General features: G+C 71.2%; 26 protein-coding genes. 12 read left to right on the top strand and 14 right to left on the bottom strand.

The features are described 5' to 3' along the window. Nucleotides 1-36: 36 nt before the first annotated feature. On the bottom strand, nucleotides 37-234 hold the full coding sequence (locus tag H613_RS0109665; RefSeq protein ID WP_026923630.1) for a hypothetical protein: 198 nt from the start codon (nucleotides 232-234) through the stop codon (nucleotides 37-39). 148 nt (nucleotides 235-382) lie between these two features. Next, nucleotides 383-997 carry a GyrI-like domain-containing protein gene (locus H613_RS0109660; protein WP_026923629.1) on the bottom strand — a complete coding sequence of 205 codons (615 nt, stop codon included), beginning with the start codon at nucleotides 995-997 and terminating at the stop codon, nucleotides 383-385. Between the two features lie 110 nt (nucleotides 998-1107). Between H613_RS0109660 and H613_RS29150 the strand changes: the two genes are divergently transcribed. The 8 genes from H613_RS29150 to H613_RS0109620 all read left to right on the top strand — a co-directional run bounded on the left by H613_RS29150 (nucleotide 1108) and on the right by H613_RS0109620 (nucleotide 9212). Beyond that, nucleotides 1108-1686 (top strand): helix-turn-helix domain-containing protein, encoded by a 579-nt coding sequence (locus H613_RS29150; RefSeq protein WP_051393175.1) that lies wholly within the window; start codon nucleotides 1108-1110, stop codon nucleotides 1684-1686. Nucleotides 1687-1711: 25 nt separating this feature from the next. Beyond that, a complete protein-coding gene (locus H613_RS29145; RefSeq protein ID WP_051393174.1) occupies nucleotides 1712-1993 on the top strand; it encodes a hypothetical protein in 282 nt (93 codons plus the stop codon). Between the two features lie 45 nt (nucleotides 1994-2038). Then, complete coding sequence (locus tag H613_RS0109645; RefSeq protein ID WP_084546497.1) at nucleotides 2039-2860, top strand: HAD-IIB family hydrolase; 822 nt, start codon at nucleotides 2039-2041, stop codon at nucleotides 2858-2860. A gap of 137 nt (nucleotides 2861-2997) precedes the next feature. Further along, complete coding sequence (locus H613_RS0109640) at nucleotides 2998-4986, top strand: elongation factor G (protein ID WP_026923627.1); 1989 nt, start codon at nucleotides 2998-3000, stop codon at nucleotides 4984-4986. 44 nt (nucleotides 4987-5030) lie between these two features. Then, nucleotides 5031-5861, top strand: a complete 831-nt coding sequence (locus tag H613_RS0109635; protein ID WP_051393173.1) for an HAD family hydrolase — start codon at nucleotides 5031-5033, stop codon at nucleotides 5859-5861. 86 nt (nucleotides 5862-5947) lie between these two features. Next, nucleotides 5948-6616: an SDR family oxidoreductase gene (locus H613_RS0109630; RefSeq protein WP_026923625.1), complete on the top strand. Its 669-nt coding sequence runs from the start codon at nucleotides 5948-5950 to the stop codon at nucleotides 6614-6616. A 78-nt stretch (nucleotides 6617-6694) separates the two neighbouring features. Beyond that, the gene (locus H613_RS25635; RefSeq protein ID WP_051393172.1) at nucleotides 6695-7618 is read left to right on the top strand and encodes an aminoglycoside phosphotransferase family protein; all 924 of its coding nucleotides are present in this window, start codon (nucleotides 6695-6697) and stop codon (nucleotides 7616-7618) included. 373 nt (nucleotides 7619-7991) lie between these two features. Then, nucleotides 7992-9212, top strand: coding sequence for a glycosyltransferase (locus H613_RS0109620; protein WP_084546495.1), 1221 nt, complete (start codon nucleotides 7992-7994; stop codon nucleotides 9210-9212). A 24-nt stretch (nucleotides 9213-9236) separates the two neighbouring features. Here the strand turns inward: H613_RS0109620 and H613_RS0109615 are convergent, their stop codons facing one another. After that, complete coding sequence (locus H613_RS0109615; protein WP_026923623.1) at nucleotides 9237-9482, bottom strand: SCO4848 family membrane protein; 246 nt, start codon at nucleotides 9480-9482, stop codon at nucleotides 9237-9239. 230 nt (nucleotides 9483-9712) lie between these two features. Here H613_RS0109615 and H613_RS0109610 point away from each other — a divergent pair, with 230 nt between their 5' ends. Then, the gene (locus tag H613_RS0109610; protein WP_156925942.1) at nucleotides 9713-10009 is read left to right on the top strand and encodes a hypothetical protein; all 297 of its coding nucleotides are present in this window, start codon (nucleotides 9713-9715) and stop codon (nucleotides 10007-10009) included. Nucleotides 10010-10031: 22 nt separating this feature from the next. Here H613_RS0109610 and H613_RS0109605 read toward each other — a convergent pair whose 3' ends face one another. From H613_RS0109605 to H613_RS0109590, 4 genes are all read right to left on the bottom strand, one after another. After that, complete coding sequence (locus H613_RS0109605) at nucleotides 10032-10736, bottom strand: formylglycine-generating enzyme family protein (RefSeq protein WP_026923621.1); 705 nt, start codon at nucleotides 10734-10736, stop codon at nucleotides 10032-10034. A gap of 48 nt (nucleotides 10737-10784) precedes the next feature. Next, the gene (locus tag H613_RS25630; protein WP_035737315.1) at nucleotides 10785-12266 is read right to left on the bottom strand and encodes a glycosyltransferase family 39 protein; all 1482 of its coding nucleotides are present in this window, start codon (nucleotides 12264-12266) and stop codon (nucleotides 10785-10787) included. A gap of 139 nt (nucleotides 12267-12405) precedes the next feature. Continuing rightward, complete coding sequence (locus tag H613_RS0109595) at nucleotides 12406-13626, bottom strand: glycoside hydrolase family 64 protein (protein ID WP_026923620.1); 1221 nt, start codon at nucleotides 13624-13626, stop codon at nucleotides 12406-12408. 131 nt (nucleotides 13627-13757) lie between these two features. Continuing rightward, nucleotides 13758-14861 carry a winged helix DNA-binding domain-containing protein gene (locus H613_RS0109590; RefSeq protein WP_026923619.1) on the bottom strand — a complete coding sequence of 368 codons (1104 nt, stop codon included), beginning with the start codon at nucleotides 14859-14861 and terminating at the stop codon, nucleotides 13758-13760. Between the two features lie 145 nt (nucleotides 14862-15006). On the opposite strand from H613_RS0109590, the gene H613_RS29140 reads away from it, so the two are divergent. From H613_RS29140 to H613_RS0109575, 3 genes are all read left to right on the top strand, one after another. After that, on the top strand, nucleotides 15007-16869 hold the full coding sequence (locus H613_RS29140; RefSeq protein WP_051393171.1) for a hypothetical protein: 1863 nt from the start codon (nucleotides 15007-15009) through the stop codon (nucleotides 16867-16869). A 296-nt stretch (nucleotides 16870-17165) separates the two neighbouring features. Then, entirely contained in the window at nucleotides 17166-17486 is a 321-nt protein-coding gene (locus H613_RS0109580) for an Rv3235 family protein (RefSeq protein ID WP_026923618.1), read from the top strand. 201 nt (nucleotides 17487-17687) lie between these two features. Then, nucleotides 17688-17879 carry a hypothetical protein gene (locus tag H613_RS0109575; RefSeq protein WP_156925941.1) on the top strand — a complete coding sequence of 64 codons (192 nt, stop codon included), beginning with the start codon at nucleotides 17688-17690 and terminating at the stop codon, nucleotides 17877-17879. 10 nt (nucleotides 17880-17889) lie between these two features. On the opposite strand, the gene H613_RS0109570 is transcribed toward H613_RS0109575, so the two are convergent. The 7 genes from H613_RS0109570 to H613_RS0109540 all read right to left on the bottom strand — a co-directional run bounded on the left by H613_RS0109570 (nucleotide 17890) and on the right by H613_RS0109540 (nucleotide 25132). Beyond that, on the bottom strand, nucleotides 17890-19254 hold the full coding sequence (locus H613_RS0109570) for a permease prefix domain 1-containing protein (protein ID WP_026923616.1): 1365 nt from the start codon (nucleotides 19252-19254) through the stop codon (nucleotides 17890-17892). Between the two features lie 3 nt (nucleotides 19255-19257). Further along, entirely contained in the window at nucleotides 19258-19626 is a 369-nt protein-coding gene (locus H613_RS0109565; protein WP_026923615.1) for a PadR family transcriptional regulator, read from the bottom strand. Nucleotides 19627-19848: 222 nt separating this feature from the next. Beyond that, nucleotides 19849-20724, bottom strand: a complete 876-nt coding sequence (locus tag H613_RS0109560; protein WP_051393170.1) for a hypothetical protein — start codon at nucleotides 20722-20724, stop codon at nucleotides 19849-19851. 152 nt (nucleotides 20725-20876) lie between these two features. Then, the gene (locus H613_RS29135; RefSeq protein ID WP_051393169.1) at nucleotides 20877-22865 is read right to left on the bottom strand and encodes a hypothetical protein; all 1989 of its coding nucleotides are present in this window, start codon (nucleotides 22863-22865) and stop codon (nucleotides 20877-20879) included. Beyond that, nucleotides 22862-23632 carry a hypothetical protein gene (locus H613_RS0109550; protein WP_026923613.1) on the bottom strand — a complete coding sequence of 257 codons (771 nt, stop codon included), beginning with the start codon at nucleotides 23630-23632 and terminating at the stop codon, nucleotides 22862-22864. The genes H613_RS29135 and H613_RS0109550 overlap by 4 nt, the downstream gene beginning before the upstream one ends. Before the next feature lie 13 nt (nucleotides 23633-23645). Beyond that, on the bottom strand, nucleotides 23646-23975 hold the full coding sequence (locus tag H613_RS0109545; RefSeq protein WP_026923612.1) for a hypothetical protein: 330 nt from the start codon (nucleotides 23973-23975) through the stop codon (nucleotides 23646-23648). Between the two features lie 140 nt (nucleotides 23976-24115). Beyond that, nucleotides 24116-25132, bottom strand: coding sequence for a hypothetical protein (locus H613_RS0109540; protein ID WP_026923611.1), 1017 nt, complete (start codon nucleotides 25130-25132; stop codon nucleotides 24116-24118). Nucleotides 25133-25140 lie beyond the last annotated feature (8 nt).

Genomic DNA, 25140 nt, shown 5'->3' with positions numbered 1-25140 from the left:
CCCCCGATCCGCGCGGATCGGGGGCCGACCCCCTTGTCAGACGGCGGTGCCGTGGAATCGCGATTCGGCTCGGTCGTACTCGACCACGCGCACGCGCACGGTCTCACCGACCGCGGTGCTCACACCGCGGACGAGACCGGGCACGCCGCGGGACTCGACGAGGACTCCGAACGGCTTCACAGCGGTGACGACTGCGGCGACTTCGTCGCCGGGACGCAGGAGGGTTCCGGTCATGCGGCTCACCCCCTCTCACTGCTCGGGGTGCGTCGGACGGTCGGCTCCCGCACGATCCTGTTCGTCCTTCCGTCGCGGATCGAGGCGCTCGCCGGGCACCGCCCGAACATCACACTCGGATTGTAGATCCGCCTGCGCGCCGGCGGCGCTACGCGTCCGCGACCGGCTGCCGCAGGACCGTCCTCAGTCTCGCGGCCTCGGTCTTGCGCGGGTCGCTGAGGTAGATCTCGTGGTGGTGGCCGTTGAACCGGAAGCCGTTGTCCGGCATGTAGCGCTCGTGGAGCTCGGCGAGGATCGGCCCCTCGTCGTCGTAGGAGCCGACGTGCAGCACCTGCGCGCACCGGCCCTCGTGGAGGGCCCGATGCCGCACCCGCTCGACGGCGGGCAGTCCCCTCTTCGCCAGTGCGGCCGTTTTCGCGTCCTCGATCGCCTCGGCGCTCACGTGAGCGGGCTGGCAGATCATCATCGTCCACTGCCACGACCCCTTGTCGCGGGTGACGAAGTCCTCGGGCGAGTCCGACCACCAGAGCCCTTCGAGCGGCGCCACCACGAAGTCCGCGCCGTCGCGCTTGGCGGCGAACTTGAGCGTGTACGCGACGGCGTAGAGCGCCTCGACGGCGCGGGCGTACGCCTCGGAGGTGTTGGGATCGCCTCGTCCGTCCACCGCGATGAACCGCTGCTCGGGCACGTCCACCAGTTCCCAGCCGGTGTTCCTCGGCGCGTACAGCGCCTTGAGTTCGCGTTTGAGGTCGTAGGCGGCCATGCGGCTCCTCATCGTCGAGATCGGACCGCGCCACCGTACGCGCGGGCTCCGACAACCGAGGCGCAGCAGCGGGACTTGACAAACTGACAAAATAAATTAATAATGTCAGTATGTCGAGTCGATCCGCCGTCACCAAGGACGCCATCGCGGCCGCCGCCGCGCCGGTGTTCGGCCGCTACGGCTACCGCAAGACCACCATGGACCTCATCGCCCAAGCGGCGGGTGTCTCGCGGCCCGCGGTCTACCAGTACTTCGACGGCAAGGCCGCGGTCTACCGCGCCGTCGCCGCCCGCGTCGGCGACGAAACGGTGCGGGCGGCCGAGGCCGCGGCGGCGCACGGCGCGACCACCGCCGAGCGGCTCCGCAGCGCGCTCGGTGTCAAGCTCGACTTCGTCGCGGGCACCGTCGAGGCCGACTACCGCAACGAGCTGGCCCTGGAGGCCGGTTCGATCGCCGCCGACGTCATCGCCGAGACCGAGGCCCGCTACGCCGCCGTCGTCGAAGCCGTGCTCGCCTCGGCCGACGACCTCGGCCCCTTCGACGAATCCATGCCGACCGCCGACGCGGCCGCGCTCCTCATCGACGCCATGATCGGCATCGCCCGGTCCCGCGCCACGCACGACCAGATGCGCGAGCGGCTGCGCCAACTGGTCGACCTCGCCGTCCGCGGCCTCTCTGCGGGCCGCTGAACCCCCACTACACAACGGAGACGACATGATTCAGGCAATCGCCCTCGGATTCCTCGCGGGCCTGTTCCTCGCCAACGGCATCCCGCACTTCTTCCGGGGCATCGTCAACGAGCGCTATCCGATGGTCTTCGGCTCGGGGCCGGTCGCCAACCTCCTCGCCGGATGGAGCTCGATCGGCGTCGGCGTGCTGCTCCTGGCCGCCGCCGACCTCGGCGGCGCACCGGTCGCGGGAGGCGCCGCCATCGCGCTCGGCGTGCTCCTGATGGGCCTCTTCCACGCCGCCGGGCGCGCCTTCGGCAAGGCGTAGCCTTCCGCGCTTGCCCGCACGGGATGCGGAGGCGATACTTGAGGCGTGCAGACCCCACAGGTGATCGCCTCCGATCTGGACGGCACGCTCCTCGACCCCCAAGGCGGACTGTCCGACCGGACGCGGAAGGCCCTGGCGGCCGCGCGCGAGCACGGCCTCGCCGTCGTCGCGGTCACCGCCCGCACCCCCTACGGCGTCGACCGGCTCCCCGAACTCGTCCCCCTTCTCGACACCGCCATCTGCGCCAACGGCGCGGTCTTCTACGAGCCCGCCGAAGGACGCATGCGCATCTCGCGCGCCATCGACCCCGCGGCGGCCCGCGCCGTCTGCGCGGTCCTCGCCGAGGCGCTGCCCGGCGCGTCCCTCGCCGTCGAGACCGGGATCGGCATCGTCGGCAACCGGCGGCACTACGAGCACATCGTCGCCGACATGTCCCACTGGGCGTTCGTCGACTCGGTCGAGGAGATGCTCGACAGCGTCGAGACCATCGTCAAGATCAAGGTCTACGACCCGGACCTCCACTCCGAGGAGATGGTCCGCGCCGTCGCCGGAGCCGACCTCGCCGACCTCGACATGTGCCACTGGGGCGACTTCGGGATGCTCGACTTCAACGCCCCCGGCGCCAACAAGGCCACCGGCCTGGAGGCCTGGTGCGCCGAGCGCGGCTTCGGCGCCGAGGACGTGGTCGCCTTCGGGGACATGCCCAACGACGTCCCCATGCTCTCCTGGGCCGCCCGCTCCTACGCCGTCGAGGGCGCCCACCCCGAGGCGGCCGCCGCCGCCACCGACACGGCCGCCTCCAACGCCGATGACGGCGTCGCCCGCGTCATCGAGGCGATCATCGACCGCTCCCGGGCCGCCGCCTGAGGCGGAAAATCGATTGCGGCCCCGCCGCCGGTCTGCTGCACTACTCCCGAACGCACGAACAAGGGAGTCCGAAATGCGCGCAACGTTCATGTCCAACCAGAAGGGACCCATCGTCGAATCAAAGGACATGACCGTACGTGCGCACACTCAACCTCGGCATCCTCGCCCATGTCGACGCCGGTAAGACCAGCCTGACCGAGCGGCTCCTCTACGAAGCGGGAGTCCTCGACGCGGTCGGCAGCGTCGACGACGGCAGCACGCGGACCGACTCGCTCGACCTCGAACGCCGCCGCGGCATCACCATCAAGGCCGCCGTGGTCTCCTTCGAGCTGGACGGCACCGCCGTCAACCTCATCGACACGCCCGGCCACCCCGACTTCATCGCCGAGGTCGAACGGGCGCTCAGCGTGCTCGACGGCGCGGTCCTCGTCGTCTCCGCCGTCGAGGGCGTCCAGGCCCAGACCCGCGTCCTCATGCGCGCGCTGCGGCGCCTGCGCATCCCGACGCTCGTCTTCGTCAACAAGATCGACCGCACCGGCGCGCGGTACAGCGACCTCCTGCGCGAACTCGCCGAGAAGCTCGACCCCGCGACGATCGCCATGGACACCGTGGATCGCATCCCCGGCCCGCGCGCCCGCGTCCGCTCGATTCCCCGCTCCGGCGAGGCGTTCGAGGCCGAGCTGACCGACCTCCTCACCGGACACGACGACGCCTTCCTCGCCGACTGCGTCCGCGACGAGCGCGCGGCCACGCCCGAGCGCCTCCGCACCGAGCTCATCGCCCAGACCGGCCGGGCACGGGTCTTCCCCGTCCACTTCGGCTCGGCCATCACCGGCGAAGGTGTCGACGGCCTCGCCGAGGGCATCCGCCACCTCCTGCCCGCCGCCGAAGGCGACCCGGCCGGCCCCGTCTCGGGCACCGTCTTCAAGGTCGAACGCGGCCCGGCGGGGGACAAGATCGCCTACGCCCGCCTCTTCTCCGGCACGATCCGCGTCCGCGACCGCCTGCCCTTCGGCAGCGGCAGGGAAGGCAAGGTCACCGCCGTCAACGTCTTCGACCAGGGCACCGACCACCGCAGCGGCTCGGTCGGTGCCGGACGGATCGCGAAGCTATGGGGACTCGACGCGCAGATCGGCGACCCGATCGGCCTCGCTCCCAAGGCACGGGCCGAGCACTTCTCGCCGCCCACACTGGAGACCGTCGTCGCCCCCTCCCGCGAGGCCGACAAGGGCGCGCTGCACCTGGCGCTCACCCAGCTCGCCGAGGCCGACCCGCTCATCGGCCTGCGCCACGACGAGCGCCGGTCAGAACTCTCGCTCTCGCTGTACGGCGAGGTCCAGAAGGAGGTCATCGCCGCGACCCTCGCCGACCAGTTCGGGCTCGCCGTGGACTTCCGCGAGTCCACCGTGATCTGCGTCGAGCGGCCGACCGGCTCGGGCGAGGCCGTCGAGTACATCGCCAAGGACGCCAACCCGTTCCTGGCCACGGTCGGGCTGCGCGTCGACCCGGCCCCGGTCGGCTCGGGCGTCGACTTCCGCCTCGGCGTCGAACTCGGCTCGATGCCGTTCGCGTTCTTCAAGGCCGTGGAGGAGACCGTCCACGAGACCCTCGCGCAGGGCCTGCGCGGTTGGCAGGTCCGCGACTGCGCCGTCACCATGACGCACTCGGGGTACTGGGCCAGGCAGAGCACCGCGCACGGCGGGTTCGACAAGAGCATGTCCACCACCGCGGGCGACTTCCGCGGCCTGGTGCCGCTGGTGCTGATGGACGCCCTGCGCCAAGCGGGGACGGCGGTGCACGAGCCGATCCACCGGTTCCGCCTCGACCTGCCCTCCGATGCGCTCGGGCCGGTCCTGGCCGCGCTCGCGAAGCTCAGGGCCGTGCCCGAGGCACCGCGGCCGCGCGGCGCCGAATGCACCTTGGAGGGCACCGTCCCGGCCGCGTCCGTCCACGCGCTCGGGCAGCGGCTGCCCTCGCTGACCGGCGGCGAAGGCGTCGCCGAGAGCGCCTTCGAGCGCTACGAGCCGGTGAGCGGCGCGGTCCCGAGCCGCGCCAGGTACGACCACAACCCGCTCGACCGAGAGGAGTACCTCCTGGCCGTCGTCCGCCGCGTCGCCGGGCGCTGAAAACAACATTGCCCGCGGGAGGGAGCCTCCCAGATACTCGAGGCGTGCAAGAGCTCAAGGTGATCGCCACCGACCTCGACGGCACCCTCCTCGACAGGGGCCGACTGTCCGAACGGAACCGGAAGGCGCTGATCGCGGCGCGCGAGCGCGGCGCCCGCATCGTCGCGGTGACCGCCCGAGCGCCGCGGGGCGTCCACCGCGACCCCGGCCTCGCCGCGTCGATCGACGCCGCGATCTGCTGCAACGGCGCCATCCACTACGACTTCGCGACCCAGGCCACCGATTTCCGCCACCCGATCCCGCCCACGACGGCACGCGAGATTCAGCGTCGACTGCGAGAGGCGATCCCCGGAGCGATCTTCGCGATCGAGACCGGAGAAGGCCAGATAGCCCAATCGCGACAGTTCAGCGAGCACGTCGTGCTGCACGACCCGTGGACCTTCGTCGACCCGGCCGCCGACCTGTTCGACGGCGTCGACGCGGTCGCCGTGCTCACCGTCCGCGCCCCCGGACTCGACGGCCCGTCCCTGGTGGAGCGGGCCCAGGGCATCGAGGCGCCCGGCGTGCGGATGTGGCACTGGGGCAGCTATCCCGAGATCGAATACAGCGCGCACGCCGCCACCAAAGGCACCGCGCTCGCCGCGTGGTGCGCCGAGCGCGGCATCGGCCCCGAATCGGTGGCCGCCTTCGGCGACATGCCCACCGACGCGTCGATGCTGGCCTGGGCGGGCCGCTCGTACGCCGTCGCGGACGCGCACCCCGAGGCGGCCGCCGCGGCCACCCACCGCACCGCCTCGTGCGCCGAGGACGGTGTGGCGCAGGCGATCGAATCGATCCTCGTCGAACTCGACGCGCCACCGCGGGAGGGAGCCTGAACCGCGGCGCCCCGGCCGCCGACCGCCCGAATGTCGGATTCCGGCCGATCGCTTCGACGCGGCGCCGAGGCGGTTAGGCTTCCGGTATGCACATCGTCATCGCCGGAGGACACGGAAAGATCGCCCTGCGCCTGACCGAGATCCTGGCCGCCAGGGGAGACGCGGTCACGGGCCTGATCCGCAACCCCGACCACGCCGACGACATCACGGCGATCGGCGGGCGGCCGATCGTCCTCGACCTGGAGCGGGCCGACGTCGAGCACGTCTCCGGACTGCTCGAAGGCGTCGATGCCGTCGTCTTCGCAGCCGGTGCCGGACCGGGCAGCGGAACGGCCAGAAAGGACACCGTCGACCGGGCGGCGTCGGTCCTCATGGCCGACGCGGCCGAGCAGGCCGGGGTCGGCCGCTTCCTCCAGATCTCCAGCATGGGCGCCGGGCGGGAGCCCGACCCCGGGCGCGACGACGCCTGGGCCGCCTACATCGAGGCCAAGACCAAGGCCGAGGACGACCTCCGCTCGCGCGACCTCGACTGGGTCATCGTGCGTCCCGGCCGCCTGACCGACGACGCGCCGACCGGGGCGGTCACGCTGGCCGAGTCGGTGGGCGGCGGCGAGGTCACCCGCACCGACGTGGCCGCGGTGCTCGCCGCGCTCCTTGAGACGCCCGTGCTGAGCTGCCGCACCCTCGAACTGGTGGGCGGCGACACGCCGATCGACGAGGCCGTCGCGACACTGGCCGCGCCCGAACAGGAGTGACCTGCAACACTGCGTAAGCAGGTTCACTCATCTTTCAAGCCGCTTGCGTCCCGGTACCGCCGCGCCGATACTTGGCCGATGCGCTTCGACCCCTTTCCCGAAGGCGTCCGCCGCGCCGTCCACGGCTGGCACGCCGACGCCGGCGATCGCTGGCTCGCGAGCGTCCCCGGGACCGTCGACCGCCTGATGCGGGACTGGGCGCTGCGCCGGACGGGCCCGCCGTTCGAAGGCGGATCGCACTCCTACGTGCTGCCCGTCGAACGCGCCGACGGCACTCCCGCCGTGCTGAAGGTGATCTACCGCGACGCCGAGAACCTGGCCGAGCCGACCGCGCTGCGCGCCTACGGCGGCGACGGCGCCGTCGAGCTCCGCGAGTACGACGCGGCCACCGGGGCGATGCTGCTCGAACGCGCCGAACCGGGCGCGCCGCTGCTGGAGCGCGAGTTCCCCGGCCTCGGCGAGCGCGCCGCGGCGCGCGAGCGCGTGGCGATCGCCTGCGGCCTGTATCGCAGGCTCTGGCGCGCGCCGGCCCCGCCGGGGGAGTACCCGGCCTACCCGAAGGCGGCCGACATGCTCGCGGCCTGGGAGGCGCGGTTCGCCGACCCGGCGGCGGCGCTGCTGGACAGGCTCGGCCGCGAGTGGGCCAAGCGCGCGGCCGCGTGGTGCGCGGAGCTCCGCATCCCGCTGGAGGAGGGCATCGCCAACCGCGACACCCACCTGGGCAACATCGTCTCCGCCCGCCGCGAGCCGTGGCTGCTGATCGACCCCAAGCCGTACGTGGCCGAGCGGGCCTTCGACGGCGGCTTCCTCGTGTTCAAGCAGGCGCTGCACGGCCCGCTCGGCGGGGCCGAGTCGGTCCGTGCCGTCGCCGAGGATCTGGGCGCCGAGGTCGAGCGCGTCAGGGCCTGGGCGGCCCTGCGGGGGATCGACTTCGCCTGCGACGCGGCGGACAGGGGCGAACTCGCCGCCGTCCTCGGCGCGGTCGAGTCGATCCTGGACTGAACCGCACCTCGTTTGAACGCTGGCGCCGTGCTCGCGCAGCGCACCGAGGAAATTGACGATCATGGCTCTGTGGTGACTATCACAGTAGTGCTGTTTCGTGCTCGCACTTCCTTGATGAACTGCTGGAACAGTGCCTCACTGCCATTGGGCGGAACCATAACACAGGGTCACATTTGAATCCCTGAATGCCATTGTGCACAGGAGGCGAATTCCGTTGGGAGCGCTTCCCTACTATGGTGATCCACGATGCCGATCTGAGTGCGGCATCGTGCGCGTCTGGAAGGGACCGGCCACGGCGCACGCCATCAGTCCACTGAGAACTGATCGCGGCGGCTCGTGCCCCGGCCCCACCGCCCCTGAAGAAAGTGAGCTCATGAACGATCACGATCGCCCGATGCGGGTGCTGTTCGTCGCCTTCAGCCGTTCGAGCCTCGGCCACATCTCGCGGATGCGGACCGCCGCCGAGCGGTTCGCCGAGGCCGGCCACGAGGTCGCCGTCGCCGTCCACGCCGAGGCTCGCGAGCTCGTCCTCAAGGCCGGACTGCCCTGGATCGGGATCGACGAGATCGGCCCCGCCCCCGCCTGGCGCGGCATGAACGACGTCGCCCAGCTGCGCGCCTTCGCCCGTGAGCGGCTCGCCAGCCCCGAATACATCAGGGACTCGCTGCGGGACGAACTGCGCGCCATCGACGACTTCGGGCCCGACGCCGTGGTCAGCGACATGCGCAACACCGCCTCGGTGGCCGCCTCCATGCGCGACCTGCCGAGCTTCACCTGCCACAACCTCCGCCTGTTCCGCCACCCGATGCACGCCGTCCTGCCCGAGATCCTCGCGACCCTCGAACAGCTCGGCGTCGGCAGGTTCCACGCCCGCAAGGCCCTCGGCGACGTCATGCTCGTGCCCGACCTCCCGCTGCTGGACCCGCTGTCCGGCGTGCCCGGCGAGACGGCGGGCCTCGTCTCCGGTCTGGTCGCCGAGATCCGCCACATCGGGCCGCTCGCCGCCGAGCGGCTGCGCACCGGCCCGCCCGCCGCCGACCGGGACCCGCTCCTGCACATCACCCTCGGCGGCAGCGGCGCGGGCGACAAGGACCTGCTGCGGGCCGTGACCGCCGCCCGCGGGCTGGGCGTGCCGATGGCCGTCACCCTCGGCGTCGAGGGCCCCGCCGCCGACGTCCTCGCCCTGGAAGTCGAGGCCGCGGCGGCGGGCGCCGAGATCGACATCGCGGCCTTCCGCCACGACGCGGCCGACCTCACGGCCCGGGCGACGGCCGCGGTCGTGCACGGCGGCCATGCCTCCATGATGGAGGCGCTGCTGAGCGCCACGCCCGTGGTGTTCATGCCGCACTCCGAGGAGCAGCGCGGCAACGCCGCTCGCATCGCCGACCTGGGCCTGGGCGCCGTGGTCGAGCCCGACGACACGGTCGAGACCGTGACCGCGAAGCTGTCGGCGGCGGTGTCGACGCCCGACGCCGACGCCCACGCCGCCTTCGCCGCGCTGCTGCGCTCGGCCGACGGGGCCGCGGCGATGCTCGACCGCGTCGAGCAGGCCGTGCGGATCCACCGCATCCGAAGGGAGCTCCACGCCAGGTGACGGCGCCCGTCTCCCGAGCGGCCGTCAGTCCCGATCGGACCTGCGGAGGGCGCGGAGCCCCCGCAGGCCGATGACGCCGATCGCCGTTCCCGATGCGAACGAGACCACGGTCAGGACCAGGTGCACCCAGAAGTAGCCCGTCGGCTCCCCGGCGTCGAACGCGAGGCCGCTCGCGTCCTCGAACAGATTCTTTGCAAAAGTGATCCACACGAACCACGACCAGACGCCGAACAGGAGCAGGAACCACGAGATCGGACGGCTGAGTTTCATGCCCCCCAGTATCCGGCCCGATGCGCGCCGCTGCCGCCGGGGCAACCGCATACAGTTACCGATCACCTATGAGTCCGAACACATGCCAGGTCGCTTCGGGCCGATTCGACCGTGCGTCTATCCTGTACTCGCACGGCCCGGTATCACGCTGTGCGCCACTTGCGTGCATACAGTGGTCTGCGATGATGAAGACCGGAATGTCATCAATGCAGGGATTGGCTGGTCCGGACATGAGCCGACCGAGTGAACAGGGACCGCCCACGGGCTACCCAGACCCAGCCGACTGGGTGCGCACTCAGGACCTCGAACTCAGTGGTGTCCGCATCAGGATGACCGTGTCCCCCGGCGACCGGATCGTCGAACTCTGGGAGCTCGAGGACGGCGAGCCGCGGGAATGGCTCGGCCACGTGTTCAGAGTGGACTCCGAACCCCCCTGCCTCCGCCTCGGCTACGCCTACGAGCAGCGCCTCAAGCTCCATGAGCGCATGTTCCTGGCCCGCGAGGGAGCCAAGTTCTGGAAGTCGTGAGCCCCCCGCGGACCGCCGGGCCTCACCCGCGCCGCGGCGACCGCGCGAGGCGGAACCCCAAGTCGTCGATCCGGAACGTCGACATGCTGCGCCGCCGCACCGAGGCCCTGCAGCTCCAGTGCTCGTCGAACCAACCGCCGCCGCGCAGCACCCGGTACGTGCCGTAGACCTCCGGGTCGTACAGCTCCCAGCACCACTCCCAGACGTTCCCGAGCATGTCGTGCAGGCCCCACCGGTTCGGCCGCCTGCCGCCCGCCTCGTGGATCCGCTCGCCGGAGTTGCCCCGGTACCAGGCGATCTCGTCGAGCTCCCCGTACCGCGGGCCGGTCGTGCCCGCCCGGCAGGCGTGCTCCCACTCGGCCTCGCCCGGCAGCCGGTACCCGTCGGCGGCGGCGTCCCGCTCCACAGTGCCGTTCTGCTCCGCGGTGTCGTCCCGCCCAGCGGCCTCGCCCAACCGGTAGACCGGCGCGAACCCCTCGCGCTCGGACAGGGCGTTGCAGTACCGGACCGCGTCCCACCACGAGACGTTCGTGACCGGCAACCGGTCGCCGCGCACGGCGCTCGGCCGCTCGCCGGTGACGGACGCGTACTGCGCCTGCGTCACCGGGTGCTCGCCGAGCAGACACGCCTCGACCTCGACCGACCAGCGGCGCTCGGTGCGCCGGTCCGACAAGGTCACCCGCCCGTGCGGGACGGCGATCATCGCAATGTCCGTGCTCGTGTCCATGGCAGGCGATGCTACCCGCCGCCGCGGGCGGCGCCGTCTGTGATGGGTTCAGTCGTAATGCAGGAAGTGCGGCCAGAGGTCGTTCCAGGACTCCAGCGGGCCGCGGCAGACGCCGACGGTCCGGCCCTGCTCCTCGTTGTCGACGCCGACCCCGTTGTCCAGCGTCGCGGCGGCCTCGCAGCTCTCGAAGAGGCCCTCGATGCGCTGCAGCGGTATCCCCACGGTGATCACGACCGTCGCGCTCTCCTCCGGCGGCCCGTAGTGGCGCAGGTGGTTCTGCCCGCTGTAGACCTCGGGCAGGCCCCACTCGTCGCCGTAGCGGTCGACCGCCCCGGCCTCGCCGTAGTTGGAGGTGAGCACGACCGCCGAGGCGGCCTCGGCCTCCGGGAGCGAGCGGTAGACCTCGCCGATCTGCTCCACGTACGTCTGCCAGCCGATCTGGTCGGGCAGCGAGGAGTTGATGTCGGGCAGCGGCGTCTCGCCGAGCTCGCCGACCGGGAGCAGCGGCAGCGCGATGACCGCCGAGACGGCCGAGTTCACGGCCACGGCGGCGATCACGGTCCAGTTCCTCCACCTGGCGCGCCGCATCCATTCGGCGGTCGGGACGCATCCGATCGCGAACAGGGCGACCACCAGGCCCATCGGGTAGTACATCTGGCCGCCCGCGACGAGGACGATGACCAGCAGCACCGGGTAGGCCACCGCGAGGGCGCGCGCCGCGCGCCACTGCGGGCGGCGCAGCAGCGCGACGATGCCCGCGATCCAGATCGGCGTCATCAGTGTCAAGAGCAGCGGCTGGAACAGCAGGACCTCGACCTTGGCGGACGCCTCCGTCTCGGCGATGGCCGACGCCATCTCCAGCTGCGGCCAATCGTTGAGCGCCTGGTAGATCAGGTTCGGCGAGCCGATGACCAGCGCCAGGCCGACGCCCGCCCACAGCCATCCCGAGCGCAGGACGCTCCTCGGGCCGACCGCGAGGATCGCGACGGCGAGGCTGATGAGCAGCAGCACCACCAAGTGCTTGTTGTAGAGGCCGACGCCGGTCACGGCCCCGGCGGCGAGCCACCAGCGCGGCTCGCCGCGGTGCAGCGCGCGGACGACGAACAGCAGCACCGCCGTCCACACCAGGACATCGACGCTGACCGTGGCGAGTACGTGCCCTGCGAAGAGCAGGACCCCGGCGAAGGCCAGGCCCCCGGCGCACACGGCCTGCGCGCGTCGGCCGCCGCCGAACTCGCGCGTGATGAGGACGGCCAGCCACAGGATCCCGACCATGCACAGCATCGCCGGGATCCTGAGGGCCCACAGCGTGTCGCCGAACACCGCGATGGACGCGTGCGCCAGCAGCGGCGTGAGCGGCGGCTGGTCGACGTAGCCCCACGCGGGGTCGAGCATCCGGAAGTACAGCTCGTCGCGGTGGTAGTCGTATTGGGAGGCGGTCGCCGCGTAGGCGGCGGTCAGGACGACGACGGCGACGGCCAGCGGCAGGCGGGCGACGCGCGGCAGCGCTTGAGGGGTGCGATCGGTCATGGGGGCCTTCGGAGTTCGGTGGTGACGGGAGGCGGCCGCCGAAGGGGTGGCGCCACATTGATCATTCCGCGAGCCGCCCCGAAGCGCAACCCCGAACCGGCGGCGGGGCCGCCGGATCGCCCGCGGCCCCGCGCTCCTGTCAGCTGACGGTGACCGTCAAGCGCCTCGGGTTGCCGTCGGCGGCCGCCCCGGACTGGTCCGGCGCGCCGTCGGGGGTGACGTCGTCGTAGGGGAACGCGTAGCCGATCGGCGCGTTCTCGTGGACGGCCCGAGCATAGTGGTTGGTGACCGGGTGGAGGTAGAACTCCTCGACGCCCGCGCCGTTCGGCTGGTCGGCGTGGCTGTGGAGGGTGCTGCGGTTGCACGCGGCGGCCAGCCGCGCGAGCAGGCCCTTCTTCGCCTCGGAGTCCGAGGGGACGTTGGCGAACGGCCCGTGGTTGCAGGTGAAGACGTCCCTGGCGCCGGGCCTGGCGAACGTCGAGCCGTCCTCGAAGGCGAGCACGTCGCCCTCGATCCGGCCGGTGAGCACCCCGCGCCCGCCCTGGAGGTCCACGCGCAGGTCGGTGGTGCGGTAGTGCTCCCAGACCTCGTCGACGTAGGGGTCCCAGTAGCCGGCGAACGGCATGTCCGGCTGTCCGAAGTAGGGCGCCATGACGTTCTGCGGCGACATCACCCGCAGGATCCGTCCGTCGTCGCCGCGCATGACCAGGCGGTCCCACGGCTGCCCGTCGGTCTCGGCCTGCCCGGTGAGCTCGGCGGCGATCGCGTCGACCGCGCCCGCGGGCAGGGGCGCGACGGTGCGGTCGCCGTCGCCTTCGAGGCGGAGCCCGATCGGCAGGGCCGTCACGAGGTCGACGTAGCTGATGTTGGCGAACAGCTGCACGTCGTTGAAGGTGAACTCGCAGAACGAGACGATCTTGCCGTAGTTCGTGTCGGCGGTGTTGTGCAGCGCCGGTTGGACGAGCGCCGGGCCGGGGTTGACGTAGAAGTCGAGGGTGTCCTCGCGGACGAAGTAGATGCGGGCGCCGTACATCCGGGGCAGCGTCAGGACCCGCGGCCCGGATCCGGGCGCGCCGAGCGGGATCGAGGCGTCCACGGGGAGCGGCGTGACCGGCCCGGGCGGCTCCTCGAGGTAGTAGGGGCCGCCGCTCGATCGCAGCAGCATGAAGCGGCCGGTGCCGAACTCGATGCCGGTCACGTAGGCGTTGACGGCGGCGTCAGTGTCATTGACGAGGGCGAGTTCGCAGGTGGCCGGGGCGGCCGAGGCGTCGGGTCCGACGCTCCGCAGCCACCAGGGGACGCTGGCGGCCGCGGCGCCGGTGGCCGCGGTGGCGGTGATCAGTGTTCTTCGTGAAACCATCGAGAACCTCCAAGGAAAGCCCCCAAAACACTGCAGAGGGCTGGAATTCGGAAGAGATTAGCATGGTTTCTTTAAAGATTAAAGGGGCAATTCCGTACATAAACGCTCACGGAGCGGCGTCGACCTGGGGATCAATCCGACTCAAAATCGACCCCGGTCAATGCAATGCCCCGATGAGCGGCGAGGCGCTCGGCCTGCGCCGCGACGGCCTCGCGCACGGCGGCCGACATCGCGCCCCACGGGCGGACCGCCACGTTGAACCGCTTGCCCGACTTGCGCGGACGCCACACACCCGCGATCTCCCCGTCGACCAGGACCGCTCCCGGGCGCCCGAGGACGGGCCACAGCTCCTTCGCCCGCGCCTTGTCCGGCACCAGCGTGGCCCGGTCCCTGGCCTGGAGGAACAGATCGTACGGGCCGAGCAGCCGCGTGCCCTCCGCCTCGGCCGAGCGCAGCGCCGCCTCGTCCTCGGCCAGGAGCCACCGGACCTCGCCGTCGACGCTCACCTCGACCGCGTCCTCGGGCCAGTGCGCCTTCACCTCCTTGACCGGCGAGTCCAGGAACTCGGCCACGTGCTTCGGCGTGGCCGGGCCGAGCAGCCGCAGATACGAGCGGACCAGGTCGAACCGTTCCTCGGCCGCCGCCGCGGCGAAACCGGGGATGGGCCGCAGCACCGGCGGCGACGTGCCAGGCTCCAGCTCCAGCCCCGCCCGCAGCGCGGCCAGCCGGAACGGCAGCTCGTATATGTGGGTCGCGTCGCACGGCCTGCAGAACCGCAGGTACGGATCCGGCAGCTCCGCGGAAAGCCGACCCGACAGCTCGCCCTTGACCATCGGCTCGGTGACAATGGACCGCATCCGCGAGGCGACCTCGTCCAGCGCCTCCACGACGCCGATGCCCGCTGCCTTGAGCGGCTTGGACGCGTCGAAGACCCGCTTGGCGGCGTCGGCCTCCGAGTACGGCTCGACGGCCGCCGCCACGCGCCCGGTGTCGCCGCGCCGGTACAGGTGGGGCGCTCCCCGAACGGTCCACAGCAGTACCAGCGCGTCCTCGTCCGCGACGTCCGCGCCGCGCAGCGCCAGCGCCCAGCGGGCGCCGTCGGTGCCGGTGTCCTGCACCCCGAAGTCGAGCACGGCGGTGTCCTCCACCGAGCCCTTGTCCCGAGTGAGCTGCTGGGCGTTCATGCGGAAGTGCAGTATCCGGCGGTGGTCGATCGTGCCCCTACTGTCGATCATGCCCGTACCGTATCGCGCCGCACCGACGACCTGCCCGGACTCGGCGCCACCCCGCCCGTCAATCCCTATTGGAATTGATGGACGAAACGCGAGAAGGTCTGCAGTAGCATGTGGCCTCAACGCCGACGGGACGAGTGGAGGCACCGTGACGCAGTACTACCAGGCCGTCCTCCGAGATGGCGGCGACAAGCTCGGTCCCCGGCTCCGCCGCTGCTTCGCCGCTTGGGCCTCAGTGGAAGACGACGGCGCCCCGCGCCTCGAGCGCTCCCGCGGCCGCACTCGCATCACCCTGGCCGACACCGACGTGTGCGGACGCTACACGCTCGACCTCCCCACCGGCACCGGCCGCCTGCGCACCACCGCCACCTGGGCCGAGTCCCGCCGCCCGGCACACAACTGGGTCACGGTCACCGTCGAGGGCGAGCTGTCCGCCGACGCCGACCCGGTGCGCGCCCCCTCACTCGTCACCGACTTCCTGCGCACCGGCCGCGCCACCGACGGCGCGATCGGGCTCGAAGCGGCGCCGCACGTCATGGGCCGCGAGGAGATCGACCAGCTCACCGGCTGGCTCACCGACCCGGCCCGCGCCGTCCCCGTCATCGTCCTCACCGTCGACCGCGCCGACCCCAAGGTCATCGCCTCCCACGCCGACCACCTCGCCGAAGCCCTCGCCGGCATCGCGGTCGTGGTGCGCCTCTTCGACGTCCAGACCCAAGACCTGCTCAACAAGCGGCTCGGCGAGGAGCTCACCGTCTTCGGCGGCGGCCTGCGCACCTACCTGCCCGGCCTCGACCCCCGCACCGAGGCCTACCCGCCGCGCCACCCCGTCCGCGGCGGCGGCGCCATCCGCGACCAGGGCGTCCGCGCCCTGGAAGTCGTCGTCGACGGCGTCATCGAGCAGGCCCTGCGCCGCCCGCTCCCGGCCGACGTCCGCCAGGCCGAGCCCCGCGTCTCCCGCATTCTCTCCGGCGACGCCGGACCCGAGCACCTCCACGCCGCCTCGCCGAGCCCGGCCGAACTCGCCCGCGCCCGCGGCGCCGAGGTCCCCGCGCAGCGGACCGCCGAACCCGAGCCCCGACCCGCACCGGCCGCCCCGCCCGCCCCGGCCGAACCGGTGCCCGAGCCGATGCCGCGCGACGCCGTCGCCGCCATCGCCGACCGCGTCACCGACAACCTCGCCGACGGCATCCTCGACGCGCTGGTGGACATGGCGCGCGGCGGCGACTCCGAGACCACCCGGCTCATCCGCGCCATGTCGGCCCACGTCGCCGCGCTCGCCAAGACCGTCGAAGAGGCCGACCTCGGCGCCGAGCGCGCCTCGGGCGACGAGCGCCGCAAGCGCGAGCTCGAACGGCTCCGCAAGGACTACGACCAACTCGAGTTCGACTACGGGCTGCTCCTGGACGACGAGCGGCACGCCCAGGAGCGGGTCCGCTGGCTGGAGGGGAAGCTGGCCGAGCACGCCGATCCCGTCTACGGCGTGGACGCCCCCGGCGAGGTGTGGGAGGCCGGCAGCCTCATGGAGGTCGTCGTGCGCGCCCGCGAGGCGCTCGCCCGCGTCGACCTCCCCGAGACGCTCGATCCCGACGTCGCCAAGCTCGACGTGACCTATCCGCGGATGTGCCGCCGCTGGACCGGCAAGGCCTGGGACGCGCTGCGCGCCCTGGACGCCTACGCCGCCGCCCGCGCCGAAGGGCGGTTCACCGGCGGCTTCTACGACTGGTGCGGCCACCCGCTGCCGGGCCAGCCGGCCATCTCGCCGAACATGGTGTCCATGAAGGAGTCCGACAGCGTCACCGGGCGGCCCAAGTTCCGCGAGGCCCGGACCTTCCGCGTCCCGGCGGACATCGACTCCTCGGGGCGGCTCTACATGCCCTCGCACATCAAGCTCCAGCGGATCGGCAACCCCGCGCCCCGCATGCACTTCCTCGACGACGCGGGCGGCGCGACCGGCAGGATCTGGATCGGCTACCTCGGCGACCACCTGCCCAACACCAAGACCAACTGAAATCGCGGGAACGACACGCCCAAGGATGGCCCGCCCGATTTTTGTAGGATCCGACAAACGACTCCCGATTACCCGTAGCGGTGTGTCGCTTACGAAGACGGGTCGTCCGGCGGGCCGAGGTGCGAAGTCGACAGTCGCGGTCGGTGCGACCCGTCCCGATCACGTTGCGCGTGTTTGACTTCGCTGAGAGTGATGTCTAGATTCCTTTCCCGAACAGTAATTCCCACCTTTTTACTGGAGGAATCATGCACTGTGCCAACCGAACCGTGGGCGGAACCGGTCGACCCTCGCCACGGGTGGCCGTCAGCTACTCCTGCTACTTCCTCAACATCCTCACTGGACGCAAGCCGTTGACGGGCGCCGAGAAGCTCGCCACCCAACATGGTTGGGCGGCGTTCGCGCGAGTGCGCCGCAGGGTCCCCAGCCGGTTCCGAAACGTGCGGGTGCGGCGCATGGCCTGCCCGAGCGACCACATCGCCGAGATCGTGGCCGTCGTGGAGGACGGGCGGCTCCACCAGGCGATGACGTTCACCTTCCGCGCCACCGGGGAAGGCTGGCGGCTCGACGACTGCGAGCTGATCGGAGCCGACCGCCGCCGCCGACCGATGGGGGTCTGAGGGCCCGTCCGAGGACTCCGAACGGGCGCTGCCCGGCCCTCCGGGTACGACACCGGCACCTGGAGGGCCTGCCTTCCGCGCTCTTGCGAGCCGTAAGCGGGGCCGCGTCGTCCGACGCGGCCCCTCGGCTTTCACGGCGCCGATCCGCTTGCCCTCGCACGCGGACTCGGTAGGCTCGGGGTGAGCGAGAAGGAGGCCGCGATGCGGGGAATGCGTCGGTATTCGCGATGGATCGCGCTGGCGGTGGTCGTCGCCATGGCCGCGCCGTTCCTCGCCCAGGGCCTGGGCACGCTGCTCGCGATCGAGCCGGTGTACGTGGCCGTTGCCCTCATCGTCATCACGGTGGCGGCGATCGTGCTCATGGCCCGCCCCCGAAACGGCGAGGAGGACTGAGCCGCGCCGCTCACGCGAAGCCGAACAGCGGCGGGAAGACGAGGACCACCGCCCACGCCCAAGCCGCGTACACGACGACGTAGTCGGTCTGCCAGCGCTCCATGCGGGCGAACCGCATGCGCCCCCGCGACAGCCCCAGGAACAGCCACGCCGACCACGCCAGGTTGACGAACAGGACGACGTTCTCGCCGAGCGCGGCGCTCTTGTTCGGGCTGAAGCCCCACTCGCTGATGCGGCCGGTGACGGCGAGCAGCACCATGACGTCGATGAGGAGCGCGCTGACGACGAGGGCGAGCTGCAGCCAGTCGAAGACGCCGGGCCCGGCCGCGGGATCGCGGGCGGAGATCGAGTACAGCAGCAGGCCGAGCACGACGACCAGCAGCAGGTTGAACAGGATCAGCACGTCGCGTTCGACATCGATCCCGTTGCTGGTCCAGACGATCGCGACCAGGACGGCCAGCAGCGTGGCGGCGAAGAGCGGCGTGAACACGCGGGTCAGCACCGGCGCCATGTTCTCGATGACGCTCTGCTTGGCCTCCACCAGCCACGCGGCCACCACGATCGCGGCCGCGGCCCCGCACGGCAGCAACCACTCTGCGATGAACGTCGAGGCGTCCAGGCCGATGGCCTCGAACGTGCCGATCGTGAACGCGGTGAGCACGCCGCCGCCGAGCGCTATCAGCACGAAGTAGATGAACCACTCCCCGCTGAACCGGATGAAGTCCATCCGCCTGCGCTCGGACCGCCACTCGCCGCCCGCGTAGGCCACGCCGACGACGAGCCAGAGCGCCAGCGGCAGGTGGATCGCCGTCAGCACGGTGCTCTGGGCGTCATCGGCCAGCGGATAGGCGTTGGCGGCGACGGCGCCGACCGCGAACAGCAGCGCCAGCAGGCCGATCACCTTGGCGCCGATCCGGCGCCGCCAGGCGAAATAGGCCGCCAGTGGCGCCAGCGCGAGCAGGCCCGCGTTGCGCGCGTAGAAGTCCGCGTCGTCCGCGATGCCGAGACCGGCCCAGGAGGGGACCTTGACGGCGATCGCCCCGGCGGCCGCGCACACGACCATGGCCAGCAGCTCGCGCCGCCTGCTCGTGTCCCCGGCGTCGGGGCCGGACGTGAGCACCAGCTGCTTCCACAGCCGGTCGGAGTGCTCGCGGGCGAACTCGCGCGACAGCTCGTCGAGGCCGCCCATGCGCTTGACGGCGATGAGGAACGCCTCGTCGTCGCGCAGCCCCGTCCCGGCGAGGTCGGCGATCCGGCCCCGGAGGTGGTCCTCCAGCTCGTCGACGTCGGCGTCGTGCATGCCGCGGCGGCGCAGCATGTAGGTGCGCCACTGCGCTATCTGGGCCTCCAGGCCGGTGTCGGGTTCGGCGCTCATCGATCACCCCTCCCATACCGGCGAGGAGCCCGGACCGAACGACCGCGAGGCCTTCCAGACGTCCTGCAGCGCCTCGGTGACGGCGGCCCACTGCCGGCGCTGCTCGGCGAGCTCGGCCCGGCCCTCGTCGGTGATGCGGTAGTACTTGCGCTTGCGGCCGCCTTCGGGGGTGCGCCAGATGGACGCGATGTAGCCGAGCCGCTCGAGGCGGTGCAGCAGCGGATACAGCAGGCCCTCGGTCCACTCCAGGCGGCCGCCCGACCGCTCGCTGACCTCCTTGAGGATGGCGTACCCGTAGCTCTCCTCTTCGGCGAGGATGCCCAGGACCAGCGGTGTGGCCGAGGCGGCGACGAGATCTTTGGCGATGCGCATGCATGGCTCCTAACCCTAGAACTGTTATGCATAATAGTTCTAGGGTTAATGACGAGTCAGGCCGCACCCCGGCCTCGGGCCTCTCGAACCCTCTGAGCAGCTGAGCGGGGGAGCGGTCTTCGCCGCCGATGACCGCTCCCGTCTCACCGGTGGCCCTGCCTCACCTGCGCCCTCGATGCACGGGCGACCCCATTCCACCGGTGGCCCCGATGCACCGGCAACTCAGTCGAGCCGCCCGTAGGCCCCCAAGGTGTGCAGCTTCGCAAGCGTCAGGTGGCCGCCCCACTCGTGGCGCACCAGCGGCGTCCACATCTCGAAGTTCGGCGCCCAGCCGCCGTCGTCGTGCTGGGCGTCGATCACCGCGTCGAGGTGCCGGTCGATGTCCGCGTCGGCGAACAGGCGGCGCGCCATCGACTCAGGCGTCGGCGCGAGGTCGAGCGGCGAGTGGACATGCCCGGGCGCGTCGGGGTCGAGCGCCACCGTCGCCAGCAGCGCCCCGCTGAGACGCTCGAACGCCGCCTCGGCCCGGTCGCGGTCCGGCACCCGCTCCAGGAATCTGAGGACGCACATGGCGCCGTACGCCTCCAGCTCCGAGACGGCGTCGATGCGGTCCCAGCAGAACGCGGCGGCCCCCTCCAGCCACGGGTGCTCGACGCCGTGGGCGAGCAGGAGCCCGGCGATCGGCCCGGTCGGGTTGAGCGAGGCCGGGGCCGGGTCGCCCTGCGGCTGCCACCACGGCCCGCGCTCGGTCTCCACCACGCTCGGCAGCACCCACGGCACCCCGCCGTCCTCGGTGGTGTGCGCCTCGAGCCAGTCGCAGGCGGCCCGGACCGACGGGTCGCCGAAGGCGTCGATCTCGTCGAGGATCCAGAACGCCATCTCCACGCCCTGCGGCTGGCCGCCCGTGCCGCGCAGGTCCGGCTCGATGGCGCTGCCGAACCCGCCGTCCGAGTTCTGGTAGCCGCGCAGGACGCTCAATATCGGCTCGGCCGGGCCGGTGCCGAACCGGCGGGCGAACCGGAGCCGGTCGATGAGCCTGGCGTTGAGGACCATGTATCGCTCGGCCGCGGCGAACGCGTCCTTGGTCAGCGTCTTCATGTGCGGATCCCTTCGGTCGGTTGCGATGCGGTGAGCCGCGACCGTACCGGAGGGATCCGACAGCGCCACCGTCCTCCGAAGCGCCGGAACCGATGACGCGAAAGACCGGGGCGCGGGGCGGTCGCACGGTGACCACCTCGCGCCCCGACCGGCTACGCGAACGGATCGTCCTCGTCGTCCTCGGGCGATCCGCCCCAGAAGTCGTCGTCCTCGACCATCCAGACCTTCCGCTCGTGGTCCTCGTCCTCGCCCGGCTTGCCGCCGCCCGAACCGCCGCCCACCGGGACCATCCCGTGGCCGCCCGTGCCCCCGCGCCCGGCGGTGCCGAGTCCGCCCCGGCCGGAACCGCCGAGGCCGCCCGCGCCGCGCCCGCCGGATCCCGTGCCGCCGCTCAGGCCGCTCCCGCGACCCGTCGTCCCCGGTGCTCCGCCGCCACCGCTGCGCCCCGAACCGGTGAGCCCGCGGCCCGTTCCGCCGGAGCCGGGAACCTTGCCGGTCTTGTCAGGGCGGTTCGCGCCGGTGCCCGCGTTGATCGGGTTCTTGGAGCGCCGGTAGACGGGCGAGTTCAGCCCTCCTCCGCCGCCGATCCCGGTGATTCCTCCGCCGCCACCGCCGGTGAGTCCGCTCCCGCCGCCGATGTTGCTCGGAGGAGCGCCCGATCCGAGCGAGGGCGATCCCCCGGCGAGGCCGCCCGAGATCTCGTCGGGGTCGAGGGCGTCGGGAGGGGTCCACGGGTCGTCCGAGTCCAGGCCGGTGAGGCCGTTGCCGCCGGAGTAGTCGGACGGCGGGAGCCCGCCACCGGAGCCCAGGCCGGTGAGGCCGTTGCCGCCCAGGCCGCCGGGGGTCTGGCCGCCGAGGTTGTCCGGATCCTCGAGCCCGGAGGTGAACGGGTTCTCCTCGCCCAGGCCGTTCAGGTCGCCGCCGGAGTAGGCGGCCGACGGCGGGTTGCCGAACCCTCCGGTGTTGTTGCCGAGTCCGCCGGTGTCGCCGAGCCCGCCCTTGCCGAGGTCGCCCAGGTCGGTCGGCCCGTTCATGCCGTCCAGCCCTCCGTTGCCGCCGAGGTCGGGCATCCCGCCGCCGTCCCCGACGTCGAGCCCGTCCGTGCCGGGCATGTCGGTCATGCCCTCCTCGAATGTGGTCGGCTCGGACTGCCCGACATCGGGCTCGATGTCGGTGACCTGGGCCTCGACGTTGCTGTGCCGCTCGGTCACCTCCTCGTTGACCAGCGAGGCCTGCTCTTCGAGCTGCTCGGACCCCTCCGCCCCCATCGCGACCAGGCGCTGGTCGGCGTACTCGTCGGCCTTCTTCTGGGCGAGGGCCTCGCCGGTGAGGCCGCCCTCTTCATAGTCGGGGTTGTTGTTGAGGTATTCCATCCACCTGTCGTAGGTGCGCTGGCGGCCCTCCTGGACCTCGTCGACCACGGTCGGGTCGAACCCCGCCAGCTCGACCGCGTGCTTGATCTCGTCGTTCTCCTCGATCACGCAGGTCTTGTAGAACGGCGGCCTGATGTGGATGCGGTGCGAGCCGCAGCTGGTGCCCTCCATGTAGAACTTCGGCGCCGGGTAGACGCAGGCGGTGCCGCCCTGCTGCTCGAAGATCTCGGACTGCTTGGTGTCGAGGACCTTGATGACCCCGTCGGCGCCGTCGTCGCCGCCGATGTCGTGCTGGATCGTCTTGCAGTTCTTGATGACGGTCTCGACCTGCTCCTCGAAGCCGTCGTAGTCCTCGCCCTTCCATTTCGCCGACAGCGCCGGCAGGCCCTGCTCGAGCTTGGGGCCGACGATCCGGAACTCCTCGTAGAAGTCGATCCACTCGTCCCTGATGGTGTCCAGGGCGTAGTCGGCCTCCGGCTGGGGGCGGATCGAGGCGACCATGCTCTGGATGGTCTGCCCCTCGGGGAGCATCATGGTGCCCTCGCGACCGGCGCGGAGGTTGTTGATCTGGCTCGCCTGCGGGACGGCCGACATGAGCTTGACCCATGCCGCCTCGGCGGGCTCCTCCTGTTTGCTGGTGCACGAGTCCGTGTCGCAGTACGGCTTGACCATCAGTTCGTTGGCCGCCACCTGGTAATCGGATGAGGACTGGCCCTCGGCCAGCTCCTCGTACTCCTCGTGCTCGACTTCGGGTGCTTCGTCGGTCATGGCCGTTCCTCGCTCTCGGCTAGCTGCAGGATGTCCGACTGGATCCGCGGCAGGCGCTCCTGCGCCACCCAGTCGACGAGTTGTTCTGTGGTGAAGGGGTACACCGCCATCTGCTCGGCGCTGCTGTCCGGATAGAACTCCGGCGCCGTCTCGTAGGCGTCGACCCCCGGGTCGTGCAGGACGTCGATCGAGAGGTAGACGACCCAGTCGCCGTGCCTGCCGTAGGCGTCGAGGTAGAAGCGGTCGTCGGTGTCGGCGGCGATGTAGAGGCTCTCGTCCCATTCGCCGCCGAGTTCGCCTTCGGACTCGTCGGTGTACTCGATGCCGGGCAGGTTCTGGCGGCGCTGGTCGACCCGTTCGGCGAAGTTCTCGGCCGCCGCGGTCGCGTCGGCCCACGGCGCGAGGCCGCCTCGGACGGTGGCGTCACCGGTGACCGCGAATTCGAAGGTGCCCTGGGTGTCCTCGAACGTGGCCAGGTCGAACTGGCCGGCGCATCCGGCGGCCTCGGCGTCGATGCCCTCGCCCAGGCCGTCGCTCTGGAGCTCCCCGTCGATCGCGGTGACGCCGAGGTACTCCTGGAGTGAGGCGAAGTCGCCGAACGCGTCGCAGCCGAGCCAGTCGTCCATGACGGCGAGGGCGCCGCCCGCCTCCGGCCCGGCGTCGTCCGCCTGCCCCGAACTGCCGGAGCAGCCCGAGAGGACGGCCAGCCCCGCGGCCAGCGCTGCGGCGGCGGCCGTGCGCGCCGCCGTGTGGAGGTGTTCACGCATGAGTGTGGATCCTCTACGCGCCGTTGAGCTGGGAGTCGTAGTCCTCCAACTCCGAGGCGGATTCCTCGTCGGCGTCGGTGGCGAGCTCGGCGGAGTCGTCGAGGGTCTGCATCATCCCGCTGAGCGACGCGCGGAGCGTCTGGAGGTTCTCCCAGGTCGTCTGGTGGAACGTCTCGTAGTTCGTGCGCGCGGTCGTCGAGGCGTCGAGCTGCCCGAAGGCGGGGAGCCTGCCGAGCGCGTTCCCGTTCTTCAGCCTCGGGATGATCGTGTCGAGGTGGTCCAGCTGCTCTTGGACTATCGCGCGGTATTCGTCGAGGGCCTCGGGGTCGATCTCTGTCGCCATGGGGTCGCCAATCTGTGTCAGTGTGCGGCGGCCGCGCCGGATCGGCCCGCCAGTATAAATCTATTAAGGATAGATGTCGGGTATGCAGCCGTTGGTGCGCGTCGGTGGCCTCGGCGCGAAACCGTCGGGTGCGGTCGGATTCAGAGCTTCCCGCCCGAATCGGTGTTCTCCTCCGTGCCACTCGAGCCGCCAGGGGTCCAGGCGGGAGGCTGGTCGCCCTTGCTGAGCTCTTCTCCCGCGGCGTCCGGTACGAAGTCGTACGTCCCGGCGTTGACACCCTCATCGGTCATCTCGTTCGGCAGGCCCGTCTGCGCCGCGCCCTCGGTGCCGAGGTTGTAGACGCCCTGGGCTCCGACGCCGCCGGCGAGTCCGGCGGCGACTCCCGGGCCGAGGGACTTGGTCGCGGCGCCGCCCGGGGCCAGAGCCCTGGTGATGGCGAGGTTCGCCAGGCCGTCCATGAGGTTGAAGACGGTTCCCCCGATCGTGTTGGCCGGGTTGATGATGTTGCCCTTGGTGGCCATGTCGACCCAGCTGACGGTCATGTTGGCCCCGATGAAGGCCGCCAGTGCCCGTGCCACCGCGGTGTGCATCGCCTCCATGGCCTTGAGCGTGGCGTAAGCGCTGGTCGCCATTCCCAGTGCCATGACGTGGTAGGACCTCGCCATGATCGTCCCAAGCGGGGGAGGCTGCATCCTGAACCACATGTAGGGGATCGTCAGGCCCATGAGCATGGTGGCGTAGGTGAGCATGACCGGTATCATCACGGCCAGCATCGAGGCGATCGTCATCAGGGAGATGCCGATGTGCATCGCGAAGGCCTGGATGGTCTCCAACTGCCCGAGAATGTTCTGGACCTTCTCGTCGAAGGCGTCCCGGTCCTTCCCCTCCCATGCCTCGGGAGCGATCCTGTTCACCTTCTCCTCGATCATGTCCCTGGCTTCGCTGTACTTCTGCGCGAGCAGGAGCCACTGGGCGCCGCCTTTCATGATCTTGCCGGGGTTGCACTGGTGCAGGTAGATGATCTTGGAGACTTTGATGCACGGGCCCTTGAAGAGCAGGGTCGGCAGGGTGATGTTCACGGCCGCGCTCGGCGCCAGGTAGCTGTAAGCCATCTCCATCTTGTCGAACTGCGCGGGATCGGGTGCGGTGTACGCCATGTCGGGAG

Source organism: Glycomyces arizonensis DSM 44726 (assembly GCF_000482705.1).
GTDB classification, from domain to species: domain Bacteria; phylum Actinomycetota; class Actinomycetes; order Mycobacteriales; family Micromonosporaceae; genus Glycomyces; species Glycomyces arizonensis.
The sequence above is the reverse complement of the archived record's forward strand: the minus strand, read 5'-3'. Positions and strand labels throughout refer to the sequence as shown.

What these genes read in the sequence shown, in the direction of transcription:
- H613_RS0109665 (WP_026923630.1), bottom strand. Translation starts at nt 234, where the DNA reads ATGACCGGAACCCTCCTGCGTCCCGGCGACGAAGTCGCCGCAGTCGTC.
- H613_RS0109660 (WP_026923629.1), bottom strand. Translation starts at nt 997, where the DNA reads ATGGCCGCCTACGACCTCAAACGCGAACTCAAGGCGCTGTACGCGCCG.
- H613_RS29150 (WP_051393175.1), top strand. Translation starts at nt 1,108, where the DNA reads ATGTCGAGTCGATCCGCCGTCACCAAGGACGCCATCGCGGCCGCCGCC.
- H613_RS29145 (WP_051393174.1), top strand. Translation starts at nt 1,712, where the DNA reads ATGATTCAGGCAATCGCCCTCGGATTCCTCGCGGGCCTGTTCCTCGCC.
- H613_RS0109630 (WP_026923625.1), top strand. Translation starts at nt 5,948, where the DNA reads ATGCACATCGTCATCGCCGGAGGACACGGAAAGATCGCCCTGCGCCTG.
- H613_RS25635 (WP_051393172.1), top strand. Translation starts at nt 6,695, where the DNA reads ATGCGCTTCGACCCCTTTCCCGAAGGCGTCCGCCGCGCCGTCCACGGC.
- H613_RS0109620 (WP_084546495.1), top strand. Translation starts at nt 7,992, where the DNA reads ATGAACGATCACGATCGCCCGATGCGGGTGCTGTTCGTCGCCTTCAGC.
- H613_RS0109615 (WP_026923623.1), bottom strand. Translation starts at nt 9,482, where the DNA reads ATGAAACTCAGCCGTCCGATCTCGTGGTTCCTGCTCCTGTTCGGCGTC.
- H613_RS0109610 (WP_156925942.1), top strand. Translation starts at nt 9,713, where the DNA reads ATGAGCCGACCGAGTGAACAGGGACCGCCCACGGGCTACCCAGACCCA.
- H613_RS0109605 (WP_026923621.1), bottom strand. Translation starts at nt 10,736, where the DNA reads ATGGACACGAGCACGGACATTGCGATGATCGCCGTCCCGCACGGGCGG.
- H613_RS25630 (WP_035737315.1), bottom strand. Translation starts at nt 12,266, where the DNA reads ATGACCGATCGCACCCCTCAAGCGCTGCCGCGCGTCGCCCGCCTGCCG.
- H613_RS0109595 (WP_026923620.1), bottom strand. Translation starts at nt 13,626, where the DNA reads ATGGTTTCACGAAGAACACTGATCACCGCCACCGCGGCCACCGGCGCC.
- H613_RS0109590 (WP_026923619.1), bottom strand. Translation starts at nt 14,861, where the DNA reads ATGATCGACAGTAGGGGCACGATCGACCACCGCCGGATACTGCACTTC.
- H613_RS0109575 (WP_156925941.1), top strand. Translation starts at nt 17,688, where the DNA reads ATGCGGGGAATGCGTCGGTATTCGCGATGGATCGCGCTGGCGGTGGTC.
- H613_RS0109570 (WP_026923616.1), bottom strand. Translation starts at nt 19,254, where the DNA reads ATGAGCGCCGAACCCGACACCGGCCTGGAGGCCCAGATAGCGCAGTGG.
- H613_RS0109565 (WP_026923615.1), bottom strand. Translation starts at nt 19,626, where the DNA reads ATGCGCATCGCCAAAGATCTCGTCGCCGCCTCGGCCACACCGCTGGTC.
- H613_RS0109560 (WP_051393170.1), bottom strand. Translation starts at nt 20,724, where the DNA reads ATGAAGACGCTGACCAAGGACGCGTTCGCCGCGGCCGAGCGATACATG.
- H613_RS29135 (WP_051393169.1), bottom strand. Translation starts at nt 22,865, where the DNA reads ATGACCGACGAAGCACCCGAAGTCGAGCACGAGGAGTACGAGGAGCTG.
- H613_RS0109550 (WP_026923613.1), bottom strand. Translation starts at nt 23,632, where the DNA reads ATGCGTGAACACCTCCACACGGCGGCGCGCACGGCCGCCGCCGCAGCG.
- H613_RS0109545 (WP_026923612.1), bottom strand. Translation starts at nt 23,975, where the DNA reads ATGGCGACAGAGATCGACCCCGAGGCCCTCGACGAATACCGCGCGATA.
- H613_RS0109540 (WP_026923611.1), bottom strand. Translation starts at nt 25,132, where the DNA reads ATGGCGTACACCGCACCCGATCCCGCGCAGTTCGACAAGATGGAGATG.